The organism is Klebsiella michiganensis, from assembly GCF_015139575.1.
Classification (GTDB): Bacteria; Pseudomonadota; Gammaproteobacteria; order Enterobacterales; family Enterobacteriaceae; genus Klebsiella; species Klebsiella michiganensis.
The window spans coordinates 4,117,809-4,133,362 of the sequence record NZ_AP022547.1; the positions used below are offsets into that span (position 1 = coordinate 4,117,809).

A 15,554-nucleotide genomic window follows, 5' to 3' on the forward strand; every position below is an offset into this window, starting at 1 on the left:
TCGCGCCAATTCGGCCGCAGGCCGCGTACTCTCTAGCTTACCGCAAGTTTTCTAACTCTAATACACAAGGTTATCCACAGGAATAGTGGATAACTGTCTGCAGCCCATGACCCGAGCCACCCGAACAAAACCCGTCGCCCCGACCAAACCCGCCGCGAAAAAAATTAATTGAATTTTTTTTGCTGTTTATTGGCGAAGAGTGGCTAGATTTTTTGTTATTTTTTGCACCACATTTCAGCGCGCGGGCACCGGGAAAGTGCAAGGTCGGTCCGCTTGTGCCCGGTCGCACCTGTATTGACCAGCAAATACCGAGAGTTCTTTTTCCTGGCAAGAGATTTGCAGAATCTTCTCGTCGCCTGCTATCCCAGGAAAGGAGAAAACGTCTATGTTGAGTCTACGCGCCGTGAACCACTATTACGGAAGCCAGCACACGCTGTGGAATGTTGACCTTGAGCTCAAACCCGGTAAATGCACTTGCGTCATGGGGCGCCAGGGAATGGGGAAAACCACGCTCGTCAACTGTATTACCGGTCATCTGCCGGTGGCCAGCGGCACTATCACCTGGCAGGACGGAGGATCGGCGCCCTATGACCTGATGCCGCTCTCCGCGCAGTCGCGCAGCGCCATCGGCATTGGCTATGTACCGCAGGATAAACGGATTTTTTCGCAGCTGAGCGTGGAGGAAAATTTGCACATTGCCCTTGCGGCGGGCGGCGAACCGGCGTCAGCGGTCGCCGGAGAGATTTACGATCTGTTCCCCGAGCTGTACGCTCTGCGCCAAAGTAAAGGGATTACCCTGAGCGCCGACGATCAGTATCAGCTGGCGCTGGCCAGGGCGCTGATAACCCGTCCGCGCCTGCTGATCCTCGACGAACCTTCGCGCGGCGGCGGCCAGCGCTTCCTGCACAAGCTCGGGGATTTACTGATGCGCCTGAACCGCGATATTGGCCTGACGGTGCTGATCGCCGAACAGCACCTGCCGTTTATTCGTCGGGTGGCGGATCGTTTCTGTCTGCTGCACTGTGGACGCAGCGTAGCCCAGGGAGACGTTATCCAGCTGGATGCCCCGCTGCTGGCGAAGTGGATGACGCCCGATCCAGCGCGCTGAGGTCGAGATACTGACCGAGATCCTCGCGCTGAGCCGCCTCCGCCAGCCACGGGATCTCGCCAAGAAACGGCGCGGGCAGCACGCGTTTCAGCGTTGCCAGATATTCAGGATGGCGCCTGGCGGGCGGCTGGATATCGTTGGCTATCCAGCCCGCCAGCGGCAGTCCGGCCTGTAGCACCGCCTGAGCGGTCAGCATGGCATGGTTGATGCACCCCAGCTTAACGCCGACCACTAAAATCACCGGCAGCCGCTCTTCCTGTACCCAATCGGCAAAGGTCAGCGTTTCTGACAGCGGCGTAAACCAGCCCCCCGCCCCTTCCACCAGTAGCCAGTCGGACAGCGCTTCCAGCTCGCGCAGGCCAGCAGAAATCGCGGCGGCGTCAATCGGTCTCCCTTCATCAGCGCTGATAATATGCGGTGACGTCGGTTCAGCAAAGGTGAACGGATTGACCTGCTCGTAGCGCAGCGCCACGCGGCTATTGCGCTGTAAAGCCAGCGCATCCTCATTACGTAATCCCTGGGCCGTATAGTCGCTGCCGGAAGCCACCGGTTTGTAGCCCGCGCTCTTAAATCCCTCGCGATTGGCCGCCTGCAGCAGCGCGCAGCTGGCGACGGTTTTCCCCACCTCGGTGTCGGTGCCGGTAACGAAGAAACGTTTAGTCACGTTCGATAACTCCTGTAAAAAGATGATACGTCAGCGGGCACTGGCCCTGCTGCTGCGGCCAGGCGAGCTGGAGCTGCCGCAGCTTGCCGCGGCTGAGCGGCGCAGGGCTGCGTCCGTGGTGCAGATGGGTCGCGCCAATGCCTTTAAGCGACCGCATCGCGCCAAGCGCGTCGGGAAACGGCAGCGTGATGGCGTGGACGTGGCCGCTGGCGCGGCGACCGGCCAGCGCCTGACGCACCGCCTGCTCGCTGAGAAAACGGTTGGCGTGCGGCCGCTCATCGATGGCTCGCCAGGCCTGATTGAGCTCAGGTAACGAACCTGACAGCAGCGTACTAAACGCCACGCGGCCGCCGGGCCGCACGACCCGGGACAGCTCATCAATGGCGGTCGCGAGATTGTCGCACCACTGAACCGCAAGGTTGCTCCACGCCAGATCAACGCAGCCGTCCGCCAGCGGCAGCGCTTCGATGTCGCCCTCGACGTAGCGGTGCGCGCAGTTTCCGCGGCGGGCCTCCGCCAGCATGTCGACGGAAAGATCCAGCGCCGTCACCCGGCTCCCTGCATCGCGCCAGAAGCGGCTTATGCTGCCGGGGCCGCAGCCCGCGTCCAGCACCTCAGGAAAGGTCTTGATATCGAGCTGTTCCAGCAGCAGCGAGGCGCTAAGGCGCTGTAATTCGTCGTGCTGAGCGTAATGTCCCGCCGCGCGGCCAAACGCCGCCGCGACGGCGCGCTTATTCACCGCCGTCATGCAGCACCTCCAGCAGGCGGGCGATATCGGCAGACTCGTGCGCGGCGGTCAGCGTCAGGCGCAGCCGCGCGCTGCCGACGGGGACCGTCGGCGGGCGAATGGCCGTCGCCCAGCAGCCTTCCTCACGCAGACGCGCCGCCAGCCGCAGCGCGCGGGCGTTGTCGCCGACGATCAGCGGTTGGATCGCGCTGCCGGAATCAGTGAGCTCCCCGGGATAGTGGGACATTCCCCGGCGAAAGTCGGCGATATGGCCGGCCAGCGTTTCCCGCCGCTGCTGACCCTCGTCGCTGCGAATCACGGCCAGCGCGGCGCTCAGCGCCACCGCCTGCGCCGGCGGCATGGCGGTGCTGTAAATCAGATGGCGGGCAAACTGCAGCAGATAATCCGCCAGCGCCTCGCTGCACAGCACCGCCGCGCCGCTGACGCCAAACGCTTTACCGAAGGTGACGATAAGCAGATCCGGGCGTACCTGCTGCGCGTAGCAGCTGCCGCGCCCCTCTTCGCCGAGCGCGCCGATACCGTGCGCGTCGTCAACCAGCAGAAGCGCGCCGGCCGCCCGCGCCGCCTGAGAAACCTCAGCCAGCGGCGCGCTATCGCCGTCCATGCTAAAAATGCCTTCGGTCACCACCAGCTGCTGGCCGGATAGCGGTTTCGCCAGCAAATCGTCAAGATGGCGGCTGTCGTTGTGCTGAAAACGCCGCAGCTGCGCCGGGCTTAGGCTGGCGGCTTCCAGCAGCGAAGCGTGGCTGAGACGGTCGGCGACAATCCGATCCTCTTTGCCCGCCAGCGCGGCAATCACCGCCTGATTCGCGGCAAAGCCGGAAATAAACAGCAGCGCGCGCGGATAGCCCAGCCAGTCGGCCAGCTGCTCCTCCAGCGCGCGGTGCGCCTCGCTATAGCCGCTGACGTGGCCGGAGCCGCCGCTGCCGACGCCGTAGCGGTCCGCACCCTGCTGCCAGGCCTTGACGATAGCCGGATGCTGGCTGAGGCCAAGATAATCGTTGCTGGAAAAATTGAGCCAGCGCCGCCCTTCGCGGCTGAGCCAGCGTCCTGCGCCCAGCGTCACCGGCAGGCGACTGCGCAAGGCATCCGCCGCCTGCCGTTCCGCCAGCGCCAGCTCGATGCGGTGCTGCCAGCTCATAGCGCCGCCGCGTTGTAATATTCCTCGGTATCCGGGTTCATCAACGCCTGCTCCAGCCGCTGCTGCTGGGCGTTATCGCCTTCCAGTACCTCGGTCTGCTGCGGATTAATCCCCAGCTTGCGGAACAGCTGCAGGTCTTTGTCCTCTTCCGGGTTTGGCGTGGTCAGCAGCTTGCAGCCGTAGAAAATCGAGTTCGCCCCAGCCATAAAGCACATTGCCTGGGTCTGTTCGTTCATCTGTTCACGACCGGCGGAGAGGCGCACGTGCGAGGTCGGCATCATGATGCGCGCAATGGCGATAGTACGAATAAAATCAAAGGCGTCCACGTCGTCGTTATCCGCCAGCGGCGTGCCTTTGACCTTCACCAGCATGTTGATCGGCACGCTTTCCGGCGGCGTCGGCAGATTGGCCAGCTGTAGCAGCAGCCCGGCGCGGTCTTTGACCGTTTCCCCCAGCCCGACAATACCGCCGGAGCACACTTTAATTCCGGCATCGCGCACTTTATCAAGGGTATCGAGGCGCTCCTGATAGGTGCGGGTGGTGATGATATTGCCGTAGAATTCCGGCGAGGTATCGAGATTGTGGTTGTAGTAATCCAGACCGGCGCCGGCCAGACGCTGGGCCTGGCTATCGTTGAGCGTGCCAAGGGTCATGCACGCTTCCAGCCCCAGCGCTTTCACCCCTTTCACCATCTGCTCAAGATACGGCATATCGCGATCGTTCGGATTCTTCCACGCCGCCCCCATACAGAAGCGGGTTGAACCGGCTTGTTTCGCCTGTCGCGCCGACTCAAGCACCTGTTCAACCTCCATCAGGCGTTCGGATTCCAGACCGGTTTTATAGCGCGCGCTTTGCGGGCAGTATTTGCAGTCTTCCGGGCAGGCGCCGGTCTTAATCGACAGCAGCGTGCTGACCTGAACCTGGCGCGGGTCGAAGTGCTGGCGATGGATCTGTTGCGCTTCAAACAGCAGATCCAGAAAGGGTTTATTAAATAACTCAGTAACTTGCGACATTGTCCAGCGGGGGTGGTGAGCCATTAGCCTCTCCAAAGGGTTTTGTTAATTGTTGGTTCGGTTTATACTCGTAAACCTAAATGTTTTCAAAATGGTTTACAAGTCGATTATGACAACGGACGATCTCGCTTTCGATCGGCGCCACATCTGGCACCCTTACACTTCAATGACTTCGCCGCTGCCGGTCTATCCGGTCGTGGCCGCCCACGGCTGTGAGCTGACCCTCGCCGACGGCGGGCAGCTGATTGACGGCATGTCGTCCTGGTGGGCGGCCATTCATGGCTATAATCACCCGCGCCTGAACGCGGCGATGAAAGCGCAGATTGACCAGATGTCGCACGTCATGTTCGGTGGGATTACCCACCCTTCCGCGGTCGCCCTGTGCCGCCAGCTGGTGGCGATGACCCCGGAAAGCCTCGAATGCGTGTTCCTCGCCGATTCCGGCTCCGTCGCCGTCGAAGTGGCGATGAAAATGGCGCTGCAGTACTGGCAGGCGAAAGGCGACCCGCGCCAGCGCTTTCTCACCTTCCGCAACGGCTATCACGGCGATACCTTCGGCGCGATGTCGGTCTGCGATCCGACGAACTCAATGCACAGCCTGTGGCAGGGCTATCTGCCGGATAACCTCTTCGCCCCGGCGCCGCAGAGCCGCTTCGACGGCGACTGGGATGAGCGGGATATGGTACCGTTCGCCCGTCTGATGGCCGCCCACCGCCATGAAATCGCCGCGGTGATCCTCGAGCCGATTGTTCAGGGCGCGGGCGGAATGCGGATGTACCACCCCGAGTGGCTCAGGCGGATCCGCAGGATGTGCGATCGCGAGGGCATCCTGCTGATCGCCGATGAGATCGCCACCGGCTTTGGTCGAACCGGTAAGCTGTTCGCCTGCGAGCACGCGGGGATTGCGGCGGATATTCTGTGCCTCGGCAAAGCGCTGACCGGCGGCACCATGACCCTCTCCGCCACCCTCACCACCCGTCAGGTGGCAGAAACTATCAGCGACGGGGAAGCCGGCTGCTTTATGCACGGCCCGACCTTTATGGGCAACCCGCTGGCCTGCGCGGCGGCGACCGAGAGCCTGCGCCTGCTGGAAAGCGGCGAATGGCAGCAGCAGGTGGCAGCCATTGAAGCGCAGCTCAGCGCCGAACTGGCGCCGGCGTGCGAATCCGCGCAGGTTGCCGATGTGCGGGTGCTGGGAGCGATTGGCGTGATCGAGACGCATCGGCCGGTGAATATGGCCGCCCTGCAGCGCTTTTTCGTCGAACAAGGCGTGTGGATCCGCCCGTTCGGTCGCCTGATTTACCTGATGCCGCCGTACATCATTACGCCGGAGCAGCTGAGTCGCCTGACGCGGGCGGTAAACGCCGCGGTTCAGGAAGAAACATTTTTTAGCGAATAAGCGACGGTAATGGCGCCTCTCTCGCGCTACACTTTCTGGCTAATCAGCGGATGACTACGAGGAGAGACGATGAAATTAATCAGTCATGATTTACAGGATGGTGAGAAGCTGCCCAATCGTCATGTCTTTAACGGCATGGGCTACGATGGCGATAATATCTCGCCGCATCTGGCGTGGGACGATGTGCCGGCCGGAACCAAAAGCTTTGTGGTGACCTGCTTCGATCCCGATGCGCCCACCGGCTCCGGCTGGTGGCACTGGCTGGTGGCCAATCTTCCGGCCGATACCCGCGTGTTACCGCAGGGAGCCGGCTCCGGACAGGCGGAACTGCCCGAAGAAGCGATTCAGACCCGTACCGATTTTGGCCAGGCCGGATACGGCGGCGCGGCGCCGCCAAAAGGCGAGACCCATCGCTATATCTTTACCGTCCACGCGCTGGACGTCGAAAAAATTGCGGTCGATGAGGGCGCGAGCGGCGCGATGGTCGGCTTTAACGTCCATTTCCACAGCCTCGGCAGCGCGTCGATTACCGCCCTGTTTAGCTAAGCCCCGGATGGCGGCGTAAACGCCTTATCCGGGCTACAGGTGAGTGCGATTGGGTAGCCCGGGTAAGGCGTCAGCCGCAACCCGGGTAAACCAAAACAATCACGACTCCGTCACCGCCTGCACGGCGTTTTTGCGCACCCGCGCAAACCACACCACCGTCAGCAGCCCGAGCCATACCAGACCGGCGATAAGCGCAATCCGCGTCTCCTCCACCATCCCCAGCACCGCGATGACCAGTCCCATAAACAGCAGCGTCAGCAGCGGCGCAACCGGCCAGAACGGCACCGGAAACGCGATATTGCCGCGCTCTTCAGCGGACAGGCCGCGACGCATCGCAAAGTGGGCCAGCAGGATCATCAGCCAGACCCACACCGTAGCAAAAGCTGCCAGCGAGGCAATCAGCACAAACACCTGCTCCGGCATCAGGTAGTTCAGCACCACCGCCGCCAGCAGCGCCACGCCCATCACCACCACCGTCATCCACGGCACCCCGTTGCTGGCGATGCGCTGGAAGCTCTTCGGCGCCAGCCCCTCTTTCGCCATGCCGTACATCATGCGCCCCGCGCCAAAAATATCGCTGTTAATCGCCGAAATACTGGCGCTGATCACGATGATATTCAGGATGGTAGCCGCCGCCGGAATCCCCAGACCATCAAAAATCAGCACGAACGGACTGCCCCGCTCGCCGAAGCTGTTCCACGGGAAAATCGCCATCAGAATCGCCAGGGTGCAGACATAGAACAGCACGATTCGCAGCGGGATAGTATTGATCGCCTGCGGGATCACCTTCTGCGGATTCTTCGCTTCCGCCGCGGTCACGCCGATAATCTCGACGCCGCCAAAGGCAAACATCACGATACCGAGCGAGGCTATAATCCCCTCCCAGCCGTTAGGGGCAAAGCCGCCGTGGCTCCACAAATTCTCCAGCCCGGTTGCCGGAAAGGCGTTACCGAATCCAAAGAAAATGATGCTGCCGCCCGCCACAATCATGGCAATAATCGCCACCACTTTGATCAGCGACAGCCAGAACTCCATCTCGCCGAAAACGCGCACGCTGCACAGGTTCATGGCGCCGATAAAAAAGATAATGCTCAGCACCCAGATCCAGCGGGGAACATCGGGATACCACAGCCCCATATAGATGCCGAACGCGGTAACGTCCGCGAGGGCGACGATCACCATCTCAAAGGTGTAGGTCCAGCCGGTAATAAAACCCGCCAGCGGGCCAAGATACTGGCGCGCGTAGCTGCTGAAGGAGCCGGAAACGGGGTTGCGTACCGCCATTTCCCCCAGCGCCCGCATCACGATAAACACCGCCGCGCCGCCGATCAGATAGGCCAGCAGTACCGCCGGGCCCGCGGCCTTGATCGCCGATGCCGAGCCGTAGAACAGCCCGGTACCGATGGCGGAGCCGAGGGCGATAAAACGAATGTGCCGGGCATTCAGCCCGCGCAGCAGGTGTGGCTTGTTTTGTTGTTGCATATGCAAGTGTCCTGATAGTTTTTATACGACGACAAATATGCGTGTAGGGTGGCCGGGAGGAAGAGATCCTCCCGGCGCAGGTACAGAGAACAGCGATGGTTTAGCGTTGGTCTCAGAGCACGGCAGGCAGCAGCCGCGTCAGATGACGCGCCGCCAGGAGCGCAATGGCGTTTTCGATGTCCGGGGCGAAGAAGCGGTCCTCGGTGTAATGGGTCACCCGTTCGCGCAGCAGGTGGCGCGCCTCTTCCAGCAGCGGGCTGCTGCTCAGGCCTTCGCGCATATCCAGACCCTGCACGGCGGCCAGCCACTCAACGGCCAGTACGCCGCGGGTATTTTCCGCCATCGCCCACAGGCGGCGGCCGGCGGCCGGGGCCATCGAGACGTGGTCTTCCTGGTTAGCGGAGGTTGGCAGACTGTCCACGCTGTGCGGGTGCGACAGCGCTTTGTTCTCGCTGGCCAGCGCCGCCGCCGTCACCTGGGCAATCATAAACCCGGAGTTGACGCCGCCGTTTTTGACCAGGAAAGGGGGCAGCTGCGACATATGGCTGTCCATCATCAGCGCGATACGGCGCTCCGACAGCGATCCGATTTCGGCAATCGCCAGCGCGATATTATCCGCCGCCATCGCCACCGGTTCGGCGTGGAAGTTACCTCCGGAAATCACGTCGTTCTCGCTGGCGAACACCAGCGGGTTATCGGATACCGCGTTGGCTTCAACCAGCAGCACTTCCGCCGCCTGGCGAAGCTGGGTCAGGCAGGCACCCATCACCTGCGGCTGGCAGCGCAGAGAGTACGGATCCTGCACCTTGGTGCAGTTATGGTGCGACTGGGAAATCGCGCTGTCGTCGGTCAGCAGATGGCGATAGAGCGCCGCGGCGTCAATCTGCCCGCGCTGACCGCGCGCTTCGTGAATGCGCGGATCAAACGGACGACGCGAACCGAGCGCCGCTTCGGTGGTTAACGACCCGCAAACTACCGCGGAAGCGAACAGGTCTTCGGCTTCGAACAGGCCGCGCAGGGCAAACGCCGTCGACGCCTGCGTGCCGTTGAGCAGCGCCAGCCCCTCTTTCGCCGCCAGAGTAATCGGCTCAAGCCCCGCCTGACGCAGCGCTTCCGTCGCCGGCAGCCACTCCCCGCCGCGCACGCGCGCTTTCCCTTCGCCAAGTAGGGTCAAAGACATATGCGCCAGCGGCGCGAGGTCGCCGGAGGCGCCGACCGATCCCTTCGCCGGGATCCACGGCGTCACGCCCGCGTTGACCAGGCCAATCAGCGCCTGAATCACGCTCAGGCGAATGCCGGAAAAGCCGCGCGACAGGCTGTTAATTTTCAGCACCATAATCAGACGCGCGAGGTCATCATCCAGCGGTTCGCCAATCCCCGCCGCGTGCGACAGCACCAGCGATCGCTGAAGGTTTTCCAGATCTTCGGTTGAGATGCGCGTCTGCGCCAGCAGGCCAAAACCGGTGTTGATACCGTAGGCGGTGCGGCCTTCCGCCAGAATCGCGTTGACGCAGGCAACGCTGTCATCAATCGCCGCGAACGCGCTTTCGTCTAGCGTAATGTTCAGCGGCTGGCTGTAGACGTCGCGCAGCTGCGACAGACTGAGTTGACCCGGAATCAGTGTTAAAGCGTTCATTTAGCGTGCCCCTGCGTTGCTGCCACCATCGGAAGATTCAAACCTTGTTCTGTCGCGCACTCAATCGCGATATCGTAGCCCGCGTCGGCATGACGCATCACGCCGGTCGCCGGGTCGTTGTGCAGGACGCGGGCAATGCGCGCCGCCGCTTCATCGGTACCGTCGCAGACGATAACCATGCCGGAGTGCTGCGAAAAGCCCATCCCGACGCCGCCGCCGTGGTGCAGCGACACCCAGGTCGCCCCGCTGGCGGTATTCAGTAAGGCGTTGAGCAGCGGCCAGTCGGAGACGGCGTCGGAACCATCGCGCATCGCTTCCGTCTCGCGGTTCGGGCTGGCGACGGAGCCGGAGTCAAGATGGTCGCGGCCAATGACGATCGGCGCGGAGACTTCGCCGCTGCGGACCATTTCGTTAAACGCCAGCCCCAGCTTCTGCCGCCATTCGAGGCCTACCCAGCAGATACGCGCCGGTAGCCCCTGGAAACTGATACGCTCGCGGGCCATATCCAGCCAGTGATGCAGGTGCTTATCGTCTTTAACGATCTCTTTCACTTTCGCGTCGGTTTTATAGATGTCCTGCGGGTCGCCGGACAGGGCAACCCAGCGGAACGGGCCGATGCCGCGGCAGAATAGCGGGCGGATATAGGCGGGAACGAAGCCTGGGAAAGCAAACGCGTTGCCAACGCCCATCTCCTGGGCCATCTGGCGAATGTTGTTGCCGTAGTCAAACGTCGGCACGCCCATTTCGTGGAATGCCAGCATCGCCTGCACGTGGTCGGCCATTGCGCGTTTCGCCGCCAGGATAGTGCCCTGCGGGTCCGACTCGGCCTTAGCCTGGTACTCTTCCCAGCTCCAGCCTTTCGGCAGATAGCCGTGCAGCGGGTCGTGGGCGCTGGTCTGATCGGTCACCATATCCGGGCGCACGCCGCGTTTGACCATTTCCGGCACGATCTCTGCCGCGTTGCCGCACAGTGCGATAGAGATTGCCCGGCCCTCGGCGGTGTATTTTTTGATGCGCGCCAGCGCGTCATCCAGCGACGTCGCCTGTTCATCAACGTAGCGGGTACGCAGGCGGAAATCGATGCGGCTCTGCTGGCATTCGATATTCAACGAGCAGGCGCCCGCTAAGGTCGCGGCCAGCGGCTGCGCGCCGCCCATGCCGCCCAGACCGGCGGTCAACACCCAGCGCCCCTTCAGGCTGCCCTGGTAGTGCTGGCGGCCTGCCTCAACGAAGGTTTCATAGGTGCCCTGCACGATGCCCTGGCTGCCAATGTAGATCCAGCTGCCGGCGGTCATCTGGCCGTACATCGCCAGCCCTTTAGCATCCAGCTCGTTAAAGTGTTCCCAGGTTGCCCAGTGCGGCACCAGGTTGGAGTTGGCGATCAGCACCCGCGGCGAGTTTTCATGGGTTTTGAATACGCCCACCGGCTTACCGGACTGCACCAGCAGCGTTTCGTCGCTCTCCAGGTTTTTCAGCGCCTTCACGATAGCGTCATAGCATTCCCAGTTGCGCGCCGCGCGTCCGATGCCGCCATACACCACCAGCTCATGCGGGTTTTCGGCGACATCCGGGTCGAGGTTATTCATGAGCATACGCAGCGGAGCTTCGGTCAGCCAGCTCTTCGCATTTAACGTTGTGCCACGCGGTGCACGTACGTCCTGCTGGCGGTATTTGCTTTGCGACATCGGGGGTTTCTCCTGACAATTAACGTTGTGTACGTAGATACATATACTTGTCTATACAAGCATACGCAAGCCAGGATTTAACACAAAAGATACATTTTTGTTATATTGCGTCAGCAATCACGTTTTGCCGACGCGCAGGAAGATCAGGAACCAAAATGGCCCTGCAGACGGTAGCGGCTGCCGGGGAAAATCAGGCGCGCGTGGGAAACGATATGGGTGGTGGACCAGGTGCGGCGGCGGATCAGCAGACACGGGTCGTGCGCGTGAATATGCAGCAGCGCGCACTCCTCCGCCGTTGCCTGCACCGCCTCAACAATGTGCTCCCCTTCGGTCAGAGGGGCGATCAGCGACAGATAGTCGTGGGGCGTGGTCGCGGTATAGTCCTGACGCAGATAGTCCGGCACCACGGAGGCGTTGACGCAGCGGTCCTCAATCTGTACCGGGACCTCATTTTCAAAATGCACCATCAGCGAATGGAAAATCCGCGTACCGGCGGCCACGTTGAGCGCCGCGGCCTGAATCAGATCCGCCTGCGTTTCCTCCAGCAGCACCACCTCGCAGCGGTGCTGATGATGACGAGAGGTAATTTCCTCCGCGATGCTGCGCACTTCAAACAGCGCCGACTGCCCTTTCGGCTCCGCGACAAACGTCCCCACCCCCTGTAATCGCACCAGCCGGCCTTCATCGGTCAGCTCGCGCAGCGCCCGATTGATGGTCATCCGGCTAAAGCCAAACTGCGCCACCAGCTCCGCCTCCGAAGGAATGCGATCGTGCGGACGCCAGACGCCGCTGTGGATCTTTTCGCTAATAGCCTGTTTCACCTTTTCATAGAAAGGCGCAGGCGCGGAACGAGGTTGCGATGAGAACATGGCCGGGCTTCCTTGTGCGAATGGGCGGCGAAACGTCCAGAATATACTGAATCGCTACTGCCACCAATGGGCGATTTGCCGCGCCTCCGCGCTGTGGTCGCGCCCCTGACAAATCCCGGCGGCCGTCGGTTGTCATAGCTTCATGCGATTTCTCCTCGCACCACGCGCTGCCAGAGCGGGCTGCGCCCCGGCTCGTAAACCATCTCAACCGGATGCTCCGCGTCCCAGATAGCAAAATCAGCAACGAAGCCCGGCGCCAGCCGGCCGTGGCTCGCCTGGCGGCCCAGCGCCTGCGCCGCATGACGGGTTACGCCTGCCCACGCCTCCTCCGGCGTTAAGCCAAATTTCACGCAGGCCATATTCATCGCCAGATGCAGGCTGGCGAAGGGGCTGGTGCCGGGGTTGTAGTCCGTCGCCACCGCCATCGGAACCTGATATTCGCGCAGCAGTTCAACCGGCGGCCTGCGGGTTTCGTTAAGGAAATAGAACGCGCCGGGCAGGAGCACCGCCACGGTGCCGCTGCGGCTCATCGCCGCCACGCCCTCTGGGGTCAGGTATTCAATATGGTCGGCGGACAGGCCTTTATAGCGGCTCACTAATTCGGCGCCGCCCAGCGAAGAGAGCTGCTCAACGTGACCTTTTACCGGGATACCTAATGCCTGGGCCGTACTGTAAACCCGTTCAGTCTGCGCGGGGGTAAAGCCGACGTTTTCGCAGAAGGCATCGACGCTTTCAAATAGCCCCTCTTCCCACAGCGTGGGCAGAATGGTTTCGCATACCAGATTGATATAGCCGTCCGGGTCGCCTTTATATTCCGGCGGCGTGGCGTGGGCGGAGAGTAGCGTGGGGGAAATCTCAACGGTATGCGTTGCGGCAAGCTGTTGTACAACCCGCAGCATTTTACGTTCGTTTGCGAGATCCAGCCCGTAGCCGGACTTGATCTCCAGGGTGGTGACCCCTTCGCGCAGCAGACGAGCCAGCCGCTGCCGGGCCAGCGCCAGCAGCTCCGTTTCGCTGCTTTCCCGGGTGGCGCGCACGGTCGCGTTAATGCCACCGCCGTTGGCGCTAATGGTCTGGTAGGAGACGCCGTTGAGGCGCTGCTCCCACTCCTGCGCCCGGCTGCCGCCGAAGACCAGGTGCGTGTGGCAATCAATCAGCCCCGGCGTGAGCAGCCTGCCGCCGAGGTCAATACTCTGCCCTGCGGGCGCCTCGCTTTCGGGCACAATAGCTTCAATGCGTCCATCGCGCACCAGCAGCGCATGATGCTCCACGAGTCCATACGGCTGAGAGAAACGCGGATCGAGCGTGGCCAGGCGGACGTTTCGCCAGATTAGGCGTTCGGAAGGTGTGTGTGTCATAGCGGTCAACTTGTCATGGGTTGTATAGACATTTATTTTGATTCCGCGAGAAATGTCAACTCAGCCCCCGGCAAATGTTATTTATTTGTGATCAAAAGCGGCTCGTTTCCGGCTCTTATTATGTAAAGAAACAACTTTTTTGCGCTACGTCTTCCCGTTTCGCTTAAGTTGGTATAAAACAGCAGGCTTTAAAGGACCTATACCCTTAATTTATTCTTGCCCGGAGCAACATGAACACATATTCCGTTTCCCGCCTGGCGCTGGCGCTGGCCTTTGGCGTGACGTTGTCCGCCTGTAGTTCGACGCCTGCCGATCAACAGCCCTCAACGCAAACAGCGCCGGGCACGGCCTCTCGTCCAGTTTTAACCGCCGATGAGGCGAAAAACTTCTTACCGGCGAGCTATTTCCAGTCTCTCGATCCTAACGCCGCGGCGTGGAGCCCGTCCGCCATCAGCCTCCCGGCGCAGCCGGATTTTGTTGTGGGTCCTGCGGGTACCCAGGGGGTAACCCACACCACGATTCAGGCCGCGGTGGATGCAGCGATTACCCGCCACTCCAATCGTCGTCAGTTTATCGCCATCATGCCGGGTGAATATGCGGGCACCGTATACGTTCCGGCGGCGCCTGGCGCGCTGACCCTGTACGGCACCGGTGAGAAGCCGATTGATGTAAAAATCAGCGCAGCGATTGATTCAGAAATGGATCCGGTCTCCTGGCGTCACCAGGTTAATCCGGGCGGCAAATATATGCCGGGCAAACCGGCCTGGTATATGTACGACAGTTGCCAGAGCAGACGTGCCGCCACCGTTGGCGTGATGTGCTCAGCGGTATTCTGGTCGCAGAATAACGATCTCCAGCTACAGAACCTGACTATCGCCAACAACCTCGGCGACAGCGTAGACGCGGGCACCCATCAGGCCGTGGCGCTGCGTAGCGATGGCGATCGGGTACAGATTAACAAGGTGAATATCCTCGGTCGCCAGAACACCTTTTTCGTGACCAACAGCGGCGTACAAAACCGCCTGCAGGATAACCGTCAGACCCGAACCCTGGTCAGCAACAGCTATATTGAAGGCGACGTCGATATCGTTTCCGGTCGTGGGGCGGTCGTGTTCGACAATACCGACTTCCGCGTGGTCAATTCGCGCACCCAGAAAGAGGGCTACGTCTTTGCGCCAGCGACCCTGAAGAGCGTGACCTACGGCTTCCTGGCGATCAACAGCCGCTTTACCGCTTCCGGCGATAACGTCGCGCAGCTGGGCCGCTCTCTGGACGTTGACGGCAACACCAATGGCCAGGTCGTTATTCGCGATAGCGTCATTAATGAAGGCTTTAATATTGCCAAACCGTGGGCTGATGCCGTCGGTTCAAACCGTCCGTTTAGCGGCAACACCGGTACTGCGGATGCCAAAGGCAACCCGCAGCGTAACCTGAATGACGCTAACTTCAACCGCATGTGGGAATACAACAACCGCGGCGTGGGAAGCTTTGTCGTCGCTGAACCGAAGCAGTAACGCTTACGCCAAAAGGGGGAAGCTATTCCCCCTTTGTCTCTTTCTCTTCCCGCTGTGCCCTTCCCGCTTCTTCACCGCTATCCCCTCATCCTGTAGGTTATCCCTGTACAGACGCCGTTCTGTACAACTTTTTCACATTATCTTTACAAAAAATAACTCTACAAAACAATATCTTATAAGTCAATGTTAAAAAAACCAACTAAATGTACAAAATTAATTCGGAAAAATTGTACATCCTGAAGATCGTGACTATAGTTATTACGTAAGTTTTAAATTCTGCATTACAGCATTCTTATGATTTAAAAAAATGCACACCATTTCCTTTGAAATGGTGAAGAACCGTAGAGCAAAGATGATTTTTATCCCGCATCTTTGTTTGTTGATTTATTGT

The 15,554-nt window shown here is 60.7% G+C and carries 13 protein-coding genes; 4 read left to right on the forward strand and 9 right to left on the reverse strand.

The annotated features are described in order from the left end of the window. The first annotated feature begins 385 nt into the window (after positions 1–385). Positions 386–1,108 carry an ABC transporter ATP-binding protein gene (locus JLG71_RS19395; protein ID WP_014228488.1) on the forward strand — a complete coding sequence of 241 codons (723 nt, stop codon included), beginning with the start codon at positions 386–388 and terminating at the stop codon, positions 1,106–1,108. On the opposite strand, the gene bioD is transcribed toward JLG71_RS19395, so the two are convergent. From bioD to bioB, 4 genes are read right to left on the reverse strand one after another with little or no spacing between them, the layout of a single operon-like run. After that, complete coding sequence (gene bioD / locus JLG71_RS19400; protein WP_025108113.1) at positions 1,050–1,772, reverse strand: dethiobiotin synthase; 723 nt, start codon at positions 1,770–1,772, stop codon at positions 1,050–1,052. The two genes, JLG71_RS19395 and bioD, sit on opposite strands and share 59 nt — an antisense overlap. Further along, positions 1,765–2,520, reverse strand: coding sequence for a malonyl-ACP O-methyltransferase BioC (gene bioC / locus JLG71_RS19405; protein ID WP_049083907.1), 756 nt, complete (start codon positions 2,518–2,520; stop codon positions 1,765–1,767). The genes bioD and bioC overlap by 8 nt, the downstream gene beginning before the upstream one ends. Further along, complete coding sequence (bioF, locus tag JLG71_RS19410) at positions 2,504–3,661, reverse strand: 8-amino-7-oxononanoate synthase (RefSeq protein ID WP_025108115.1); 1,158 nt, start codon at positions 3,659–3,661, stop codon at positions 2,504–2,506. The genes bioC and bioF overlap by 17 nt, the downstream gene beginning before the upstream one ends. Continuing rightward, positions 3,658–4,698 carry a biotin synthase BioB gene (gene bioB, locus JLG71_RS19415; RefSeq protein WP_014228484.1) on the reverse strand — a complete coding sequence of 347 codons (1,041 nt, stop codon included), beginning with the start codon at positions 4,696–4,698 and terminating at the stop codon, positions 3,658–3,660. Before bioB ends, bioF begins: the two co-directional genes overlap by 4 nt. 85 nt (positions 4,699–4,783) lie before the next feature. Here bioB and bioA point away from each other — a divergent pair, with 85 nt between their 5' ends. Both bioA and JLG71_RS19425 read left to right on the forward strand, forming a co-directional pair. Then, positions 4,784–6,073: an adenosylmethionine--8-amino-7-oxononanoate transaminase gene (bioA, locus tag JLG71_RS19420; protein ID WP_181251122.1), complete on the forward strand. Its 1,290-nt coding sequence runs from the start codon at positions 4,784–4,786 to the stop codon at positions 6,071–6,073. A gap of 69 nt (positions 6,074–6,142) precedes the next feature. Beyond that, on the forward strand, positions 6,143–6,619 hold the full coding sequence (locus JLG71_RS19425; RefSeq protein ID WP_009653774.1) for a kinase inhibitor: 477 nt from the start codon (positions 6,143–6,145) through the stop codon (positions 6,617–6,619). A 99-nt stretch (positions 6,620–6,718) separates the two neighbouring features. Here JLG71_RS19425 and JLG71_RS19430 read toward each other — a convergent pair whose 3' ends face one another. From JLG71_RS19430 to hutI, 5 genes are all read right to left on the reverse strand, one after another. Then, positions 6,719–8,101, reverse strand: a complete 1,383-nt coding sequence (locus tag JLG71_RS19430; protein WP_134896895.1) for an amino acid permease — start codon at positions 8,099–8,101, stop codon at positions 6,719–6,721. A 112-nt stretch (positions 8,102–8,213) separates the two neighbouring features. Continuing rightward, positions 8,214–9,737 (reverse strand): histidine ammonia-lyase, encoded by a 1,524-nt coding sequence (hutH, locus tag JLG71_RS19435; RefSeq protein WP_025108118.1) that lies wholly within the window; start codon positions 9,735–9,737, stop codon positions 8,214–8,216. Beyond that, positions 9,734–11,422, reverse strand: coding sequence for a urocanate hydratase (hutU, locus tag JLG71_RS28440; protein WP_004849031.1), 1,689 nt, complete (start codon positions 11,420–11,422; stop codon positions 9,734–9,736). The genes hutH and hutU overlap by 4 nt, the downstream gene beginning before the upstream one ends. A gap of 143 nt (positions 11,423–11,565) precedes the next feature. Beyond that, the gene (locus tag JLG71_RS19450; protein ID WP_025108120.1) at positions 11,566–12,291 is read right to left on the reverse strand and encodes a histidine utilization repressor; all 726 of its coding nucleotides are present in this window, start codon (positions 12,289–12,291) and stop codon (positions 11,566–11,568) included. Positions 12,292–12,431: 140 nt separating this feature from the next. After that, on the reverse strand, positions 12,432–13,649 hold the full coding sequence (gene hutI, locus JLG71_RS19455; protein ID WP_064358406.1) for an imidazolonepropionase: 1,218 nt from the start codon (positions 13,647–13,649) through the stop codon (positions 12,432–12,434). A 230-nt stretch (positions 13,650–13,879) separates the two neighbouring features. Here hutI and JLG71_RS19460 point away from each other — a divergent pair, with 230 nt between their 5' ends. Continuing rightward, positions 13,880–15,163: a putative acyl-CoA thioester hydrolase gene (locus tag JLG71_RS19460; protein ID WP_014228478.1), complete on the forward strand. Its 1,284-nt coding sequence runs from the start codon at positions 13,880–13,882 to the stop codon at positions 15,161–15,163. Positions 15,164–15,554 lie beyond the last annotated feature (391 nt).